The organism is Nitratireductor sp. GCM10026969 (genome assembly GCF_042660605.1).
GTDB lineage: Bacteria > Pseudomonadota > Alphaproteobacteria > Rhizobiales > Rhizobiaceae > Chelativorans.
Window position 1 is genome coordinate 1 of record NZ_JBHSUM010000084.1, and the last position, 17737, is coordinate 17737.

A 17737-nucleotide genomic window follows, 5' to 3' on the forward strand; every position below is an offset into this window, starting at 1 on the left:
GGCGGCTTCGGCGGTGACGAAGGCGGCTTCGGCGGTGACGAAGGCGGCTTCGGCGGTGACGAAGGCGGCTTCGGCGGTGACGAAGGCGGCTTCGGCGGCGAAGGCGATCTCGCTGGTGCCTTAGGCGCTGAGGGCGGTGAAAGCGGCGAATGAATATTCGCCTGAGAACGCCACCGAAAGTCCTGGCCGACGGCGCTAAAGGCGGGAATTCGAGGTTGCCGTTTCTTGGCCAAATGTAGCCGGGCTGCAGCAAGGGTCTCTGAGGCGCGTGTTCAGCTCCCAATCGGAAGTCCGGCCCGCCGTTGTCACTACGATCATTCAGATCGTGCGTGGCATCGGCGGGCCGTCACGCTTGCCGCCCAAGCGCGCTTTGATTCCGGCGCGGAACCCTCTAAGAACGCGGTGTCGACCTTCTGGACACGCCATCGCATCGAGTTTCCCATGTCCCCGCGCCCGCCTCTCACGCCCCTCGTCGAAAATCTGCCCGCATCGGTGCCCTTTGTCGGGCCGGAGACGCAGGAACGGGAGCGCGGGCGACCGTTCCGCGCCAGGCTGGGGGCGAACGAGAGCGGTTTCGGTCCCTCCGCGAAGGTCGTGGAGGCGATGCGGGCGGCCGCGCCGGAAATGTGGAAATACGGCGACGCGCAGAACCACGATCTGAAGCAGGCGCTCGCCCGTCTCAACGGCGTCGGGCCGGAGAACATCGTCATTGGCGAGGGAATCGACGGGTTGCTTGGCCTGGTGGTGCGCCAGTACGTGCGCGAAGGCGATCCGGTCGTCACCTCGCTCGGCGCCTATCCGACTTTCAACTACCACGTGGCTGGGTTCGGCGGGCGCTTGGTCTCGGTACCCTACGAGGGCGACCGGGAAAGTCTCGACGGCTTGCTTCAGGCGGTGAAGCGGGAGGATGCGCGGCTTGTCTATCTCTCCAACCCCGACAATCCGATGGGCAGCTGGTGGGACGCCGGCGCGGTCACGCGCTTCATCGATGCGCTGCCGGCAACCGCGCTGCTGGTGCTCGACGAGGCTTATGGGGAGATGGCGCCCGCCGGCACCCTGCCGCCGCTGGAGGCAGAACGGCCGAACGTCCTGCGCATGCGCACCTTCTCCAAGGCCTACGGCCTGGCGGGGCTGCGCTGCGGCTATGCAATCGGCGCAGCCGAGGCGATCGGGGCCTTCGACAAGGTGCGCAACCATTTTGGCATGACGCGCATGGCGCAGGTCGCCGCCCTTGCCGCGCTCAAGGACACCGACCACCTGCAATGGGTGCTGGGCCAGGTGGAAGAGTGCCGGGCACGGATTGCCGCAATCGCCGAAAGGCATGGGCTCTGCCCCCTCCCCTCGGCGACCAATTTCGTGACCATCGATTGCAGGGCAGACGGCGCCTTCGCCATGAACGTGCTGCGGGCGCTCGTCGCGCGCGACGTCTTCGTGCGCAAGCCCATGGCCCCGGGCCTCGACCGCTGCATCCGTGTGAGCGTCGGACCGGAGGCGGAGATCGCCGTTTTCGAGGCAGAACTGGCTGCGGCCCTGGAGGAAGCACGGCGGGGCTAGCCTTTCGCGAATCGGATCTCCAGCGCAGCACGGTCTCCATCGGAGCGGCCGCGAGACGCTAGATCCTCGCACCGAAGATTTGGACGGCAAGCCGCTCCAGATCCACCGGCGCAAAGGGTTTGCTCAGGCGCGGACGGTCCCGCAGGTGGGGCGGCAGGATGGCGCGATCAAAACCGGTCGTGAATATGAACGGCACGTGGATAGCGATAAGCCGCTCGGCGACATCGTACGACACGTCCTGACCGAGCTGCACGTCGAGAAGCGCTCCATCGGGCCGTGCGCTCGCCAGGGCATCCAGCGCCCCGTTGCGCGTCCCGACTGTTGTCACGGTCGCCCCCATTTGCGCCATCGCGTCTTCCAACTCCATCGCCACGAAAAATTCATCCTCGACGACGAGAATGCTGAGACCATGAAGTTGGCGGTCGGTCGTCACGGATACCTCATGCTTCAAGCGCGAATTCCACTTTGCAGACGGCGCCGCGCGGGGTGAAGTCGAGACTGCTTGTACCGCCCAGCATATGGCCGACGCTTTGCCTGATGAGGCCGGTTCCGAAACCGTTCCTGCCCGGCGGCTCATCGATGGAAACGCCGCTCTCTCGCCATTCGAACGATAACCCGACGTCGCCGTCTTTACGCGCGATGCTCCACGTGACATCCAGGCGGCCTTCGGGTTGCGCAAACGCGCCGTATTTCACTGCATTGGTGGCGAGCTCGTGCACAAGCATGGCAAACGCCTGTGTCTCCCGTCGCGACAGCGTGACATTCGGGCCGTCGATCGTCAGCCGACCGTCTTCTTCCCAGCCATGCGCGGCAAGCTCCGAACTGACCAGTTCGTGGAGGTTGACGTAACCGGAACCCTCGCGCAGCAACAGATCCTGCGCACGGGCGAGCGAGTTAAGCCTCTGGAGATAAGTCCCTTCGAACTCCTGCAGCGTGCTGCTGCGGCGCAGGGTCGCCATGGCGATCGACTGCACGTTAGCAAGAATGTTCTTCACCCGGTGCTGCAATTCGCCGACCATCACCTTCTGGTCCGCCTCGTGGCGTCGCTTTTCGGTTTCATCCCGGATCGCCAAAAGAATGCGCGGCAGGTGGTCGAGCGCGCGGCCGTTGAGAAGCATGATGCGCCGTCCGATCGTCGGAAAGTCGTGGGTGACTTCGAAGTCGTTGAACTGGCGCTCCTTCGGGAGAACATCCTCCAACCCCATCCGCAGGTCGGGGATGTCCCACTGGCCGTCGCCGATGTCGTAGATCGGCCTGCCCTCGGTTTCCTCCGGCGTGACCTCGAACATATCATAAAAGGACTGGTTGGCGCTTTCCACGCGCAAGTCGGGCTCGAGTACCAGCAGCGCCTCTCGGATGCTGTCAATCAGCTTTTCGGAAAACTCCTTGCTGGCAATCAGCTCGTTCTCCATGCGCTCGCGCTCGGTCACATCCGAGATTGCGAGGAAGATGTGCTCCATGTCCGGGTCTCGCCGCAGCCGCCCTGCGTTCAGGAGCATGACCCGTCTGCCGATGGTCTCGAACTCGTGTTCAACACGGTAGTCTTCCACAGAGTCGTTTTCGCTGAGCATCTTTCCGAGCAGCCGCCGCAGATCGGGGATATCCCACTGCCCGTTCCCAAGATCATGTAGCCGCCGCCCCAACGTCTCGTCCTGTGAGACGTGAAAGTGCGCTAGAAACGAGCGGTTGGCATGAAGAACGGTCAGATCGCGCTCCAGCACGAGAACAGGTTCCCGTATGGTGTCTACGATGGACGTGGCAATCTCGGTCACTGTCGGCTCCTCTCCATTAAATGAAACCAGCCGACATTGGTTCACGGCTGCATGCCATTGCACGGATTCATGATCAGCGCGGCATACCTCCTGAAGGTCAGGAGTGCCCAGGAGCGTGGGTATATCCGGGTTCGGGACGGGATAACGGCGCAGGGGCTGGCACCTGGCTCAATAGCGCCAACCATCGTGTCCGCCGATGCGTCTGCCGCAGGTTTGACCCTGAGCTTCCCTGATCGGAGTTTGCCGCTATGCCGTCATCGTCGGCAGCGGCGAGGAGATGTCGACGACCGTTCCCGCCGGATCACGTACGAGCATGCGGCGCTGGCCGTAGAACATGTCCGTCGGCGGGTCGAGGATTTCCGCGTCCATCGCCTTGGCTTGCTCGAAGGCGACCAGCACTTCGTCGACGATCAAAGTGAGATAGCCGCCACCGGCCGGACGGCCAGCGGCCGCCGGCGGGGTCACGTCGCTGGCGCGGGCGATGATGCCCAGTTCCAGCCGCGGCCCCTCGCGCGGTACCAGCACGATATACCAGTGCGCCTCGTAGATGACCTCCATGTCGAGGAGCGTGCGGTAGAAATCGCGCACCGCGGGAAGATCGTCGGCGACGATGTTGAACATGGTGCGGCGGATGATGGAGGCGGACATGGCGCTGCTCCCTTCTACGGGTGGTTCGATGACGTGCCCGCTGACCCTACAACGTGTCGTCCTCGTCGTCGGGGCCGAAGCGGCGGTTCAGGATGTCCACCAGCTCGGCCACCCGGCCCTTGGGCAGCGGACGGAAGTCGTTCACCAGCGCCTCGTCATTGGTGAGCCAGGCATGTGCCTCGGCAAGCTCGCGCTCGTCGGCCCCGGTGGCCGCAATCTCCGCCAGAAGCGCATTGTCCACCGGGCCCAATATGCGCTGCACACCTTCCTTGGTCAGCATGGCGATCCTGTCTCCCCTTCTCATGATGGCTCCTATTCAATGTCTTTGGAACCGGCTGGTTCCAGGAGATGGTAGCAAGATCGCGCGGTTTCAAATTGCATGAATTAAACGGTCGTTCTATTAATTGAGTGGGAGGCAGACATGGCACGCACTGCGGGTTCCAACGGAGACAAGACTCGGGCCGCCATTACCGAAGCCGCGCTGGAGCTGATCGCCAGGCACGGCTTCGAAGCCATGTCCATGCGCCGGCTGGCAGCGCGGGTGGGCGTCCAGGCAGCTGCCGTCTACCGCTATTTCCCCACCAAGGAAGACCTGCTCTACGCGCTCATGCGCGCGCATATGGAAGGGCTGATCACTTCGTGGGAGGCGGCGCGCACACGCGCCCCCGCCGACCCGGCGCGGCAGCTCGCCGCCTTCGTGGACAACCACATCCGCTTTCACGTCACGCGTCGGCTCTCGACGCAGGTCAGCAACATGGAGCTGCGCAGCCTGTCGCCCGAAAGGCTCACCCATATCCTGCGCCTGCGCAACGCGTATGAAAAGGAACTGCGCCAGATCCTGCGCGAGGGGGTGGAGGCCGGGCGGTTCCGGATCGACGACACGGCACTGACGGCGATGGCCATCGTCCAGATGATCACCGGCGTCGTCGTCTGGTTCCGCCCCGGCGAGCGCCTTTCCGTCGAGCAGGTCACCGATACCTATCACACCATGACACAGCGCCTTGTCGGCGCGGAAGCCTGATGGGAGGCAAAGGCATGTTCACGCAGACACTCGATTTCGGGCTCGGCGAGGAGATCGGGTCCATGCGCGAAATGGTGCATCGCTTCGCCCAGGAAAAGATCGCGCCGCTGGCAGCCGACATCGACTCGGCCAACGATTTCCCCGGCCATCTGTGGCCGGAAATGGGCCAGCTCGGCCTGTTGGGGATCACGGTCGAGCCGGAATTCGGCGGCGCGGGCATGGGCTATCTCGCCCATGTCGTGGCGATGGAGGAAATCTCCCGCGCCTCGGCCGCCGTCGGCCTCTCCTACGGCGCGCATTCCAATCTCTGCGTGAACCAGATCCGCCGCTGGGGCACGCCGCAGCAGAAGGAGCGCTACCTGCCGCCGCTCGTCAGCGGCGAAACGGTCGGCGCACTTGCCATGTCGGAGGCGGGCGCCGGCTCGGACGTGGTGTCGATGCGGCTCAGCGCGAAAAGGAAGAAGGACCGCTACATCCTCAACGGCACCAAGATGTGGATCACGAACGGGCCGGACGCCGGCACGCTGGTCGTCTACGCCAAGACCGATCCGGAAGCGGGACAGCGCGGCATCACCGCCTTCATCATCGAGCGCGACATGCCAGGCTTCACGGTCGCCCAGAAGCTCGACAAGCTCGGCATGCGCGGCTCCAACACGGGCGAGTTGGTGTTCGATGACGTAGACGTGCCGACCGGGAATGTGCTCGGCGCCGAAGGCCAGGGAATCGAAATCCTGATGTCGGGCCTCGACTACGAGCGCGTGGTGCTTTCGGCCGGACCGCTCGGGATCATGGCAGCCTGCCTGGACGTGGCCGTGCCCTATGTGCGCGAGCGCAAGCAATTCGGGCAGCCGGTCGGCGCCTTCCAGCTCGTCCAGGGCAAGCTCGCCGACATGTACACCACGGCCAACGCGGCGCGCGCCTATGTCTACGCCGTGGCTGCCGCCGCCGACCGGGGCAAGACGACGCGCAAGGACGCTGCCGGCTGCATTCTCTTTGCGGCCGAACGCGCCACGCAGATGGCGCTCGACGCCATCCAGCTGCTCGGCGGCAATGGCTATATCAATGAATTTCCGACCGGTCGCCTGCTGCGCGACGCCAAACTCTACGAGATCGGCGCCGGCACCAGCGAGATCCGCCGCTGGCTGATCGGCAGAGAGATCGTGGCCGCATAAGAGGGACGAACGAACGGTGCGGCGCTGCGTTGACCTGCCAAAGTCAACCACGACAGGAGACGACAGATGCCACTCGATGAGAGCCAGAACCGGCTAATCGCGGACAGCACCAGCGACTTCTCCGGCCTCAAGGCGCTGTTCATCAACACGACACTGAAGCCCACCGCCCGCGCCCCCTCGCACACGGAAAACCTGATGGGCGATTCGATCGACATCATGGAATCCTGCGGCGTTGGGGTCGATTATCTGCGGGCGGCCGACTACGATATCGCCTTCGGCGTCTCGCCCGACATGCGAGAGGAAGGAGCCTTGAGGGACGACTGGCCGGAGAAGATCTGGCCCAAGGTCAAGGCAGCGCACATCCTCGTCCTCGGCACACCGATCTGGCTGGGCGAGGAAAGCTCCATCTGCCGCGTCATCATCGAGCGGCTCTACGCCCATTCCGGCCAGACCAACGACAGAGACCAGTACGTCTTCTACGGCAAGGCCGGCGGCGCCGTCATCACCGGCAACGAGGACGGCGTCAAGCATATCGCCAAGACCATCCTCTATTCGCTGCAGCACATCGGCTATCTCATCCCGCCGCAGGCCGATACGGGCTGGATCGGGGAGGCCGGTCCGGGCCCGTCCTACGGAGACCGAATGGAAGATGGCAGCCATGTGGGCTATGACAGCACCTACACCAAGCGGACACTGACCTTCATGAGCTTCAACCTGATGCACCTGGCCAAGATGATGCGCGACAATGGCGGCGTTCCCACCCATGGCAACCAGGTCTCGGCATGGCAATGACAGCCCTGCGCTCCCAGATATCCCCAGCCTCCGAGGCCTACCGGGTGAACGAGGCGCGCATGAAAGCGCTGGTGGCCGATGTGGCCGGGAAAGCCGCAACGATCGAACTGGGCGGCCCGGAAGGGGCGCGGGCGCGCCATACCGGGCGCGGCAAGCTGTTGCCGCGCGAGCGACTTTATAATCTTCTGGACGTGGGCGCGCCGTTTCTGGAGATCGGCCAGTTCGCGGCCTGGGACATGTATGGCGGCGACATCGCTTCGGCGGGGCTGATCGCCGGCGTCGGCCGCGTCGAGGGGCGCGAGGTGATGATCGTCGTCAACGACGCCACGGTGAAGGGCGGCACCTATTATCCGCTGACGGTGAAGAAGCACTTGCGTGCCCAGGAGATCGCGCTCGAAAACAACCTGCCCTGCATCTACCTGGTCGATTCGGGCGGCGCGAACCTGCCCAACCAGGACGAGGTGTTTCCCGACCGCGAGCATTTCGGCCGCATCTTCTACAACCAGGCCAACATGTCGGCTCGGCGGATCCCGCAGATCGCCTGCGTGATGGGCTCGTGCACGGCGGGCGGCGCCTATGTGCCGGCGATGAGCGACGAGACGGTGATGGTGAAGGACAATGCCACCATCTTTCTCGGCGGCCCGCCGCTGGTGAAGGCGGCAACCGGCGAGGTTGTAACGGCCCAGGAGCTCGGCGGTGCGGAGGTGCACACGCGCGAATCGGGCGTGGCCGACCACTATGCGCTCAATGACGAACATGCGCTCGCCATCGTCCGCCGGATCGTCAAAAACCTGAATCGCAAGAAGGCCTTCTCCCTCGATCTTGAGAAACCGATTCCGCCTCTTTACGACCCGCGCGAGATCTACGGCATCATCCCCGCCGACGTCCGCCAGCCTTACGACGTGCGCGAGGTGATCGCGCGGCTGGTCGACGGCTCGGAATTCGACGAGTTCAAGCAGAACTACGGCGCCACGCTGATAACCGGCTTTGCCCGGCTCCACGGCATCCCTGTGGGCATCATCGCCAACAACGGCGTGCTCTTCTCCGAATCCGCGCTCAAGGGCGCCCACTTCATCGAGCTGTGCTGCCAGCGCGGCATTCCGCTCGTCTTCCTGCAGAATATCACCGGCTTCATGGTTGGCAGAAAATACGAAGCCGGCGGCATCGCCCGCGACGGCGCAAAGCTCGTCACCGCCGTCGCCACGGCCAAGGTGCCCAAGATCACCGCCATCATCGGCGGCTCCTTCGGCGCCGGCAATTACGGCATGTGCGGCCGTGCCTTCTCGCCGCGATTCTTATGGATGTGGCCGAACGCGCGGATCTCCGTCATGGGGGGCGAGCAGGCCGCTACGGTGCTTTCGATCGTCAAGCGCGAGGGCATCGAGCGCGGCGGCGGCACGTGGACGGAAGCGGCGGAAGAGGCGTTCAAGAAGCCGATCCTTGAAAAATACGAGCGCGAGGGCCACCCGCTCTACGCCTCGGCACGGCTGTGGGACGACGGCATCATCGATCCGGCCAGGACGCGGGAAACATTGGCTCTCTCACTTTCCGCCGCACTCAATGCGCCGATCGAAGAGACGAAATTCGGTGTGTTCCGGATGTGAGGCGGATCAAGCCCACGCGAAGACCTGATGTAAGTCATGTTGAGGATGTCGGACGAGCTGTTACAGTCGCTTGCCTGGGGTTTACGCGAGGGGAAAGCCGATGATGCGGAAAGACTTCGTTGCAACTGATCACGGGAAGATCTCCTGCATGCAGTCGCAGACAGAGGGGCCGGCAATCCTCTTCATCCACGGCAACTCGAGCTGCAAGGAAGTGTTCGCCAACCAGTTTGCCGATCCGGCGCTTGCCCATTGGCGCCTGGTGGCGATCGATCTGCCCGGTCATGGCGAATCGGAAGACGCCTCCGATCCCGAAGCCACTTATCATTTCGCGGGCTATGCAGAGATGGCCGAGCAGGTCATCGAAGCGCTCCAACTCGGGACACCGCTTGTCTTCGGCTGGTCTCTCGGTGGCCATATCGGCCTCGAGATGGTCGGGCGCGGGACGCCGTTGAAGGGCTTGATGATCAGCGGGACCCCACCGGTGAAGCCCGAACCCGAATGCCTGATGGCCGCCTTCAACTCCGACTCGCAGGCGTCGGCCCTCACCGGAAAGCGCAACTTCACAGACGAGGACGTGGCGATCTACGCCGCACACACCGCAAGTGCCGATGGTGTCGTCGACCCGCATTTTCTCGCCATGTGCCGGCGCACGGACGGGCGCGCACGCGAGATCATGCTCGGCTCGGCCGTCGCGGGCAAAGTGCTCGATGAACGCGCGATCGTTGCATCCATGGCGATCCCCCTGGCCATCGTCAACGGCGCCGACGACCCCTTCATCAGACCGGAGTATCTTGAGGGACTCACCTATGGCTCGCTCTGGAAGCGCGGCGTCGTGCGCATCGAGGGGGCCGCACACGCGCCTTTCCTGCAACGCCCGGACGTCTTCAATCGGCTGCTGGCGGCGTTCCTCGAGAAGGCCGCAGCCCCGGCCTGAAGACCGCCCAGCCGTTGTCCGGCCGCAAGGCTTGCGTTATTGTTTTTCATTATGTCGGTGACCAACCGCCTCAAGGCCGTCACGGGCGATATCACGCAAGTCGAGGCAGACGCGATCGTCAACGCTGCCAACCGGTCTCTTCTGGGTGGCGGCGGGGTGGACGGCGCGATCCATCGCGCGGCCGGACCGGAGCTCCTGGAAGAATGCCGCCGGCTCGGCGGCTGCGAGACGGGCGACGCCAAGATCACCAAAGCCTACGGCCTCCCCGCCCGCCACGTCATCCACACGGTAGGTCCGATCTGGCACGGCGGGGACAAGGGCGAGGCGGATCTGCTTGCCTCCTGCTACCGCCGCGCGCTGGAGCTCGCCCGCGACCACGGCTGCAAGTCAGTCGCCTTCCCGGCCATCTCCACCGGGGTCTACGGCTATCCGAAGGAGGAGGCTGCGCGGATCGCGGTCAGGACGGTGGCGGCTTTTCTGGAGGGGAATGCGTTGCCGGAGAAGGTTGTCTTCATGGGCTTCGACGAGGAGACGACGATGGCCTATGAGCGGGAGCTGGAGGCATCCCAATAGCCACGGTGTCGGGAGCGCGGATGACGTGCATGCTGCCAATCCGGCGCATTCGCGAGCATCCGGATAGGAATATCGCCGCCCCCCTCAATCAGGCACGCCCCACCAGTGAAGCGTGTTTTTCAGGTGAAGGCGGATGCTTTCCGCCGCGGCGTCCGGGTCGTGGGCCTCCAGCGCCGCTATGATCGCCAGATGTTCTTCCATCGCCGAAACGATGCGGGGTGGCAGGAACGCTCTCGAGTTCTGGATGATCGCGATGCGTTTGCGGTTTTCTTCATAAAGTTGCTTTTCGAGCCACGTATCGAGACCTGCCGACAAGGCGTCATGCAGCGACAGGTCGATCCGGATGGCCTGCCGCGGCAGGTCCGGCGTCATCGCCCGCTGTGCTTTCTCGAGCATATCTTCATGTGCGGCGCGCAAGGACGCAAGCGGCATAGCCGCACCGCTCCCGATCAGCCGCCTTGCGCCCTCCACATCGAACAATGCGCGCAGGGTCAGACAGGCACGGGTCGTCTCCGGTCCCGCATCCATGATCGTGACGCCGCGCTTGGGGATGACGGTCAGGAGGTCGCAGGCGCCGGCCCGTTTCACCGCCTCGCGCACTGCCGCGAGCGGGAAACCCAGCATCTCGACAAGCTCGGGAACCGTGACAAAGACGCCGCTCGACAATTCGCCGTCGCGCAGCCTGTCGAGGAGCGCCTGATAGGCTCTCTGGGCCAAGAGGTCCGGTGAAGCCTTCCCGGTGTTGCCGCCAGTGCCGCTATTTTCGCGTTTTTCAGTAAGGTGTTTCATGCGCTGCACACGTTCTGCAGGTGTAGGATGCTGTGTAACCTTTTAGAAAAAATGTCACAAGAAATGCCTGTCACCGGTTCAACTCCATGGCCGTCGGCGGTTTCCAGAGGTTCGATAATGGGAGAACGAGATGGCGAATTCAGCCAACAAGCACGTCCATGACGGCGCGCTCTACAATGCCGACCTGGCTCCGCTCCCGCCGGAGAAGCGCAAATGGGGCGCGTTCGAGATATTCAATGTGTGGAACAACGACATACAGAGCCTGTTCGGCTATTCGCTGGCGGCTTCGCTCTTCATCACATACGGGCTGAACGGTTGGGCGGTCTTCGCGGCAATCGTCATTGCCGGATTTTTCGTGATGTTCCTGGTCAACCTCACCGGCAAGCCGTCGGTGAAACACGGTATCCCCTACCCGGTCATGGCGCGGGTCAGCATGGGAGTCTACGGCGCGCGCTTTCCGGCCCTGGTCCGCGGCATCGTCGCGATTTTCTGGTACGGCGTGCAGACCTACTTCGCCTCGACGGCGGTGGCGCTCTTGTTGAACACCTCTTTCGGCATAGAGGGCGGGGCTGAATTCCTCGGCATGACCGCCGTCGGCTGGCTCTCCTACCTCATCGTCTGCGTGTTTCAGGTCGTGCTTTTCATGCGCGGCATCGATTGGGTGGGGAAGTTCCTGAACTGGGCCGGCCCCATGGTCTACATCGTCATGATCGCGCTTTGCATCGTGATCTGGTGGAAGGCCGGCAACGGCATCTTCAGTGCTCTGGGCGCCATCTTCGAGGGTAGTGAAGCATCCGATCCGCGCGGGCCGGTCGCGGCATTTTTCGCGATCGTAGGAACGATGATCGCCTATTTCGCCGCGGTCGTGATCAACTTCGGCGACTTCTCGCGTTTCGTCAAAACCGAATCGGCCATGAAGGCGGGCAACTTCTGGGGCCTGCCGGTCTCCATGGCCTTCTTCTCCTTCATCGCCCTCTTCGTGACGGCCGGCACCGTGGTGCTGTTCGGCGAGAAGCTGGTCAATCCGGCCGATATCGTCGACCGCGTCGACAATGTTGTGCTGACGCTGGTCGCGGCGATAACCTTCTTCGCAGCGACCGTCGGCATCAACCTCGTCGCCAATTTCATTCCTCCGGCCTACGACATCGCCAACCTCAACCCGGAAAAGATTTCCGCCAAGATGGGCGGCGTCATCACGGCCCTCGTCGCCTTCTTCATCGGAGCGCTCTGGATGCCCGTGATCTCCAACATCGGCATCACCGGCTTCGTCGACACGCTCGGGGCCTTCCTCGCGCCGCTTTATGGCATTCTCGTCGCCGACTATTACATCGTCCGGCGTGGGAAGGTATCGGTGGACGATCTGTACTCATCCGACCCGTCGGGACCCTATTTCTACGGCAATGGCTGGAACCAGAAGGCCCTGGCCGCCTTCGCCCTCGCCGCTCTCTTCTCGGTGGCCACCGTCTGGGCCCCCGTTCTGTCGCAACTGTCCGGCTATGGCTGGGTGATCGGTGCGATCCTCGGCGGCGTGCTGCATGTCGGCCTGATGAACAACAAGGTGCCGAGCCCGAAGACGGCCTGATATCGGATAGACTGCCCTGCGAATTGGCCGGCCTCCGCCGGCCATTTTTTTGCGCCGAAGACGACAATCACGGCTTGGCGGGAGCAGCCTCGCCCATTGCCGCTGGCGGGAAACCTCCATTCACCAGCCCCAGCACCAGCCGGTGCACGTTGCCGCCCTCGCTCATCTCGACCCGGTCGAATTCGCGGCTGCGCTGCTTGAGCTCGGCGGCGAGCGGCACGAGGCGGCGTTGGAGTTCGGCACGGGTTTTCGTGCAGTCAGGGTCATCGGCGACCGTGAGGCCGACGGAAACGGCTTCGATCTTCTTCACCACGTCGAGAATAATGTCTCCGTGCACGCGCTCGTGTTTCTCCACGCCCTCGATGAAGGTCTGCCACAGCCGGCGGGTTGCGGGTGGCAGATCGTTCGAGGGTTGCGGCAGGCGGTAGGTGATGAGGAGGTTGGGCGTGGCCGCAGCAAGCACACAGCCGCCGGCCTGCGGCCGGTAATCGCGCCGCCAGGTGAGCTTGTAATCGGTGTAGGCTATGGCGCGGCCGATACCAACCTTGGGGCCGTTCTCGCCGATCGATTCGTAGAGCGCGATGCCGGACTTGCCGGTGACGGGATAGGTTTCGATCCTTTCCACCGGCGCCCACCCCTCCTGCGCCAGGGCGGCAAGCGGCAGGAGACAGGTGATGGCCGTCAAGATCCGCAATCCCGTCCGCATCGCCCTCTCCTCGCGCGGTTTCCGTTCCAGAAGCCCGCGAACTGACGATCAAATCGGCGGTAGGTCAAGCTCGACGCGTTCTTTGCGGGGCCACCTCCCCCGGGCGGGGCGGCGCGCAAAACGACAAAAGCCCCTTCCCTCCCCGGCGGGAAGGAAGGGGCACCCCTCTCCGCCCCGACTCTAGATCGGTTCACCCGTTTCACCGAAATAGTGAACTGATCTAACCACTTGATTGCACGCAGTTCCGGACGGAAAACTAGAACTTGCCGACAACGTTCAGGAACGGGCCGCGGTCGTCGAGGGTGAGGTCGCGCAAGTCGTCGGAGAAGCGGCCGAAATTGTAGCCGGCGCCGACCTTGAAGTTGTTGCCGACGTGGCGGTAGAGCGCGGCCAGGAAGCCGAAATCGGCTGTCTTGATCTCCGGCGTGTAGAAGGCGCGGCCTTCCAGAAGCGCATCCCAGTTCTTGACGATGTGAAGATCGGTGCGGATCACGCCGAGATGGGCGATCGAATCCTGCCAGTTCTCTTGCTCCTCGTCGAGGTTGTCGCGATAGCGGATCTGGCCGATGCGGGCGCCGTATTTGCCGCCGATAGAAAGCCACGGCAGGATGTCGTAGGTCACGTCGGCGGAGACGATATGGCTGCGCTGCAGCGGGCCTGCTGTGGTGCCGGTCGCCGAGGCGATCTGGTCGTGACCCGGCAGGTCGTAGAGGAAGGTGTAGCGCAGGAGCGCGTTCAGCCGGTCCTCGTAGGCCGGCCGATAGGCATAGCCCACCGAGGCCTCCACATAGTCGCCGTCATAGAAGGTGCCGCCATCGGAGTCGGAGATCACCGCGTCGACGTTGGCCAGAAGCCGGCCGCTTTCGTCGTGCTGCCAACTGCCGCCGGTGGACAGCAGATAGGTGTTGCGGTTGCGCGTCTCATCGTCGGAGCGCTCGAAGCGCGCCTCGCCGCGGATGCGCGCCTTCAGCCCCAACTCCTCGTCATTGTAGCCGAGCGCCAGCGAGCCGGCATAGCGGTCGAAATCGGCGTACTGCTTTCCGGTGCCTGCCTTGATACGGTCGTCCATCACCTGGCCGATCTCGAGACCGCCGTCGACGGTCCACATGGCATCAGGGGTGTATACCACGCCATAGGTCTGGGCGAGCGATCGGCGGCGGCCGAACAGGTCGTAGTTGTTCTCGGCATAGGCGGACGCCAAGTCGCCGAGGCGCTTGCGCACACCGCCGACGACGGTGCCGCGGTCGATGCCCTCCAGCGCATCGCTGCGGTCGAGGCTGAAGGCGCGGTCCGGATCGAGCCGATAGCCGATATAGTAGTGGTCCTCGACGGTCGGCTCATAGGTGATGGTCGCCAACCCGCCGATGCCGCGGGTTCCGTAGGAGATCTCGCCTTCGGCGCCCACTTTCTCCGTCAACTGCACCTGCGCGCCCAGGCCGACACGGTCGTTCTTCTCGATATTGCCGTCGCGCTCTATCGTCGACTGCGCGAAGCCGTAGTAGAGATAGTCGGAATCCTGGCGGTAATCGACGCGCACGCCGACATCCATGCGCGAGCCGTCATAGCCGCTCTTGCCGGACGCCACCGCCTTGGGCGAATACAGGTCCAGATAGGACACGCCGAAAGCCACCTTCCAATAGCTGTCGAACTGCCAGGACAGCGTCATCTCGCCGTCGCGCCGGTGCTGGCCGTCGCCGTCCGACAGTTCGTCATAGGCCACGCCGACATCGACGTCGCCGGTCAGCGGTACGGCGGCATGGGCGCCCCAGATGCGCTTATCGACGCGCGTCTGTTCCGTGATGGTGGTGAAGCCGGCTTCCCGCTTCTCGAAATAGCCGCCGATGGTGCCGTCGATGCCGTAGCGGTTGAAGTCCGCCAGGTCCATCTGCCCCTCCACCGTCCAGGCGAGCGCCTCCTCGTCGCGGCCGGCAGTGGCTTCGTCGGCAATCGTCAGGCCGCCGTCGGTCGAATAGGAGGTGCCGAAGCCCGGACCTTTCGACCGGGCCACCTCGGCGCCCAGATAGGTGGTCTCGGAACGGCGCAGGAGGATGTCGGCGCCGATCGCCTCCTGATCGGCCTCTCCGGTCGTCTCGTTCATGCCGGTAACGCCCACCCGCAGCCGATCCCCCAGCCAGCGCTGCACCCTGCCGCCATAGATATAGCCGTCCATGTCGGTGGCTGTAGGCTCGTATTCGTATTCGGCGATCATATAGACCTTCTCGTTGCCGAGGGCGCCGTTGCGCACGGGGCCAAGCCCCAGCGTGCCCGAGGAGAGCGGCTGCTTCAGGATGATGACGCCCTGCATATAGTCGATCGTGTAGTCCTCGCCGTGGGCGAGTACCCTTCGCTCCACCAGCCGGCCCGTCGCGGCATCGCGGATTTCCACCGAGATCGTTTCAGAGCCGATGGTGATGTCCTGGCGCTTCAGGAAATAGGCCGAGCCGCCCGTGCCCAGGAATTCGTCGCGCTGGGGCAGCGTGTCGGGCAGCGCCGCATAGGCGGTCACCTCGCCCTTCGGCTCGCCGAAGGTGGTCGTGTTCTGCGTGCGGTAGACGAGGTTGCCGCCGTAGAGGCCGCGGTTGGAGGCGAGGAACTTGGTGCCCTCGATGCGGGTCTTGTAGTTGCCCCACATGATGTGGTTCTCGCCTCGCTCGAGCCGCACGTAGAACTTGCCCTGGGTGGGCGCGTCCTCGACAGTGGTCGAGTCGTCGCCATAGACGGGATAGTACTTGTCGGGATCGATGCGGCGCAGAAGCTGGCGGGGATCCTTGGCGTCGAGATCCGAGAACAGGTTTGAGACGTCGTTCTCGCCCGTGTCGGCGGCGGCGGTCAGCAGATATTTCCCCTTGATCCTGCCCTTGAGATAAAAGGCGAGCCGGCCCTTCTTGTAGACCTCGTCATATTCGCCCGGGCGGACAGCCTCGATGCCCTCGTCTCCGCTGCGCTTGCCGATCGTGAAATCGGCGAGCGCGACGTAGAACCATTCGTTGGTGGGAATGTAGACATCACGGTCGAAGTAGAGCCCGCCACCCTTCATGGGGCCGGTCACCGAGACGTCGACGACGTGGTCGCCGGGCGGCAGGATGCGCTGGGTGAGGAAGCTTCCGTCGGCATCGATCGGGATCGGCTCGTTGAAGGCACTGATGCCGTATCCCTCGGGCACGTTGCGGCCGTAGACGGTGACCGCCCCGCCGTGCACGGGAATGTTGCGGGTGGCGGTGCGGTCCTCGGCCATGCCGGGGGCGATGGCATCGCCGGAATCGTGTTGCAGGGGCGTCACCGTGCGCGTCAGCGTCAGGGGATGCGTCTCGTCGAACCGGCCCTCCTCATCATAGACGCGCAGGACGTAGGCGTATTCGCCCGAGCCGGCGGCCGGCATGACCCAGTCGGTCACGCCGTTCACATAGGCGGGAATGACGTCGATCGGCTTGCGCGAAGGGTTTTCGCCGGCACGGAAGACGCGGATCTCGGCGCGGGCAATGAAGGCCGGATAGTTCGAGGTGGCCAAAAAGGTTATGGGTTCGCCCGCCGTATAGGCCCGGTTCACCGGCACGGTGGAGACGTTCAGCAGCGGCTCCTGGTTGAGGCCGTCGAATTTGAGCTGAATGTCCACCGCGCTGAGATCGACATCGGTCTTGCGCTGCGCCTCGACGTGAGTGGCGCCGGGCTCGACGCCGAAGACCTCCCCGCCCTGGATCTCGCCGGACTCGTCGACCACCTGGCCGTCGACGCTGATCCTGAAGGGGATGGCGGTCTGGTCGGCGAGGCTCTCCTGTTCCAGATTGGGCCCGATCGCCAGCCGTCCCGTGGCGCTGTTGTCGAGCACTTTTCCGCGCATGAGCGGCGGACACTCCTCCGGACCGCATTCCTCGGCCAGCACAGGATCGACGGCGGACGGTTCGTCCACGAACCAATCGGCGGCAATACCCGGTCGGCTCATCAACACGACGGCCGCAAGCGCGCTCGTGGCCAAGAGAAGTTGTTGTCTGCGTGCGTGGGTCATCGTGAAATACCTGTCATTCCTGGTCATGGCGATGGTCGACTTCATTTTTCGGTCTCGATTCTGGTTTCGATTTCGAGGCGGTATCGTGCGGGGGTTGTTCGCCACAGTTCGGTGAGGGCGCGGCGGACGGTTCGGGTGCGGTCCCTGGCGAGGCGGCTGTCGGCGGCGGCGTCGATGTAGGCCAGGCGCAGCACCGAGGGCTCGGTTTGCAAGAGGTCGATGAGGGTGAGGAGCTGGCCGTGCCATTCGGGCTTCAGTTCCACCGTGCCGGGCAGGAAGGCGGCGTCGGACAGGTCGAGCCGGACGAGGCGGCCGATAGCGGCGCCGAAGTTCAGCCGCGAGGCCTTGCCGGCGGTCAGCCGCACCGTGCGCGGGTTCTCCGTCGTCAGCCGGTAGCCGGTGGGCAGCGTGCGCGGGTCGAGCTTCATGATGAAGGTCGAGCCGATGCGGCCGTCGGGCAGGTCGGCGCAGGCGACGTGGAAGCGGCCGTGCTTGTCGGTGGTGATGCGCAGGCCCTTGACCGTCGTCACCCTGACGCCCGGCAGGCCCGGCTCGCCGGCGTCCTGGTAGCCGTTGCGGTTCAGATC

The 17737-nt window shown here is 64.1% G+C and carries 15 protein-coding genes and 1 pseudogene; 8 read left to right on the top strand and 8 right to left on the bottom strand.

Going from position 1 to position 17737, the window contains the following annotated elements:
* Nucleotides 1-441: 441 nt before the first annotated feature.
* Nucleotides 442-1554, top strand: coding sequence for a pyridoxal phosphate-dependent aminotransferase (locus ACFP9U_RS16110; RefSeq protein WP_378622958.1), 1113 nt, complete (start codon nt 442-444; stop codon nt 1552-1554).
* Between the two features lie 58 nt (nt 1555-1612).
* Here the strand turns inward: ACFP9U_RS16110 and ACFP9U_RS16115 are convergent, their stop codons facing one another.
* The 4 genes from ACFP9U_RS16115 to ACFP9U_RS16130 form a co-directional block, all read right to left on the bottom strand.
* On the bottom strand, nt 1613-1987 hold the full coding sequence (locus ACFP9U_RS16115; protein ID WP_378622959.1) for a response regulator: 375 nt from the start codon (nt 1985-1987) through the stop codon (nt 1613-1615).
* Between the two features lie 7 nt (nt 1988-1994).
* On the bottom strand, nt 1995-3326 hold the full coding sequence (locus tag ACFP9U_RS16120) for a sensor histidine kinase (RefSeq protein WP_378622961.1): 1332 nt from the start codon (nt 3324-3326) through the stop codon (nt 1995-1997).
* A gap of 246 nt (nt 3327-3572) precedes the next feature.
* The gene (locus tag ACFP9U_RS16125; RefSeq protein ID WP_378622962.1) at nt 3573-3974 is read right to left on the bottom strand and encodes a VOC family protein; all 402 of its coding nucleotides are present in this window, start codon (nt 3972-3974) and stop codon (nt 3573-3575) included.
* 46 nt (nt 3975-4020) lie between these two features.
* The gene (locus ACFP9U_RS16130; RefSeq protein WP_322451651.1) at nt 4021-4278 is read right to left on the bottom strand and encodes a hypothetical protein; all 258 of its coding nucleotides are present in this window, start codon (nt 4276-4278) and stop codon (nt 4021-4023) included.
* A 117-nt stretch (nt 4279-4395) separates the two neighbouring features.
* Between ACFP9U_RS16130 and ACFP9U_RS16135 the strand changes: the two genes are divergently transcribed.
* The 6 genes from ACFP9U_RS16135 to ACFP9U_RS16160 all read left to right on the top strand — a co-directional run bounded on the left by ACFP9U_RS16135 (nt 4396) and on the right by ACFP9U_RS16160 (nt 10070).
* Nucleotides 4396-4995: a TetR/AcrR family transcriptional regulator gene (locus tag ACFP9U_RS16135; RefSeq protein ID WP_378622964.1), complete on the top strand. Its 600-nt coding sequence runs from the start codon at nt 4396-4398 to the stop codon at nt 4993-4995.
* Between the two features lie 14 nt (nt 4996-5009).
* A complete protein-coding gene (locus tag ACFP9U_RS16140; protein ID WP_378622967.1) occupies nt 5010-6167 on the top strand; it encodes an isovaleryl-CoA dehydrogenase in 1158 nt (385 codons plus the stop codon).
* Nucleotides 6168-6233: 66 nt separating this feature from the next.
* Nucleotides 6234-6959, top strand: coding sequence for a flavodoxin family protein (locus tag ACFP9U_RS16145; RefSeq protein ID WP_378622968.1), 726 nt, complete (start codon nt 6234-6236; stop codon nt 6957-6959).
* Complete coding sequence (locus ACFP9U_RS16150; RefSeq protein WP_378622979.1) at nt 6956-8563, top strand: carboxyl transferase domain-containing protein; 1608 nt, start codon at nt 6956-6958, stop codon at nt 8561-8563. The genes ACFP9U_RS16145 and ACFP9U_RS16150 overlap by 4 nt, the downstream gene beginning before the upstream one ends.
* Nucleotides 8564-8711: 148 nt before the next feature.
* The gene (locus ACFP9U_RS16155) at nt 8712-9497 is read left to right on the top strand and encodes an alpha/beta fold hydrolase (protein ID WP_378622970.1); all 786 of its coding nucleotides are present in this window, start codon (nt 8712-8714) and stop codon (nt 9495-9497) included.
* 51 nt (nt 9498-9548) lie between these two features.
* Nucleotides 9549-10070 (top strand): O-acetyl-ADP-ribose deacetylase, encoded by a 522-nt coding sequence (locus ACFP9U_RS16160; RefSeq protein WP_378622972.1) that lies wholly within the window; start codon nt 9549-9551, stop codon nt 10068-10070.
* Between the two features lie 84 nt (nt 10071-10154).
* Here the strand turns inward: ACFP9U_RS16160 and ACFP9U_RS16165 are convergent, their stop codons facing one another.
* Nucleotides 10155-10859, bottom strand: a complete 705-nt coding sequence (locus ACFP9U_RS16165) for a GntR family transcriptional regulator (RefSeq protein ID WP_378622973.1) — start codon at nt 10857-10859, stop codon at nt 10155-10157.
* Nucleotides 10860-10989: 130 nt separating this feature from the next.
* Between ACFP9U_RS16165 and ACFP9U_RS16170 the strand changes: the two genes are divergently transcribed.
* Complete coding sequence (locus ACFP9U_RS16170; RefSeq protein ID WP_378622975.1) at nt 10990-12441, top strand: NCS1 family nucleobase:cation symporter-1; 1452 nt, start codon at nt 10990-10992, stop codon at nt 12439-12441.
* Between the two features lie 67 nt (nt 12442-12508).
* Here ACFP9U_RS16170 and ACFP9U_RS16175 read toward each other — a convergent pair whose 3' ends face one another.
* From ACFP9U_RS16175 to ACFP9U_RS16185, 3 genes and pseudogenes are all read right to left on the bottom strand, one after another.
* Nucleotides 12509-13147 carry a DUF922 domain-containing Zn-dependent protease gene (locus ACFP9U_RS16175; protein ID WP_378622976.1) on the bottom strand — a complete coding sequence of 213 codons (639 nt, stop codon included), beginning with the start codon at nt 13145-13147 and terminating at the stop codon, nt 12509-12511.
* A 256-nt stretch (nt 13148-13403) separates the two neighbouring features.
* Nucleotides 13404-17195, bottom strand: a complete 3792-nt coding sequence (locus ACFP9U_RS16180) for a TonB-dependent receptor (RefSeq protein WP_378622978.1) — start codon at nt 17193-17195, stop codon at nt 13404-13406.
* Nucleotides 17192-17737, bottom strand: a pseudogene (locus tag ACFP9U_RS16185) (hypothetical protein); the annotation flags it as partial. The gene ACFP9U_RS16180 and the pseudogene ACFP9U_RS16185, both read right to left, overlap by 4 nt.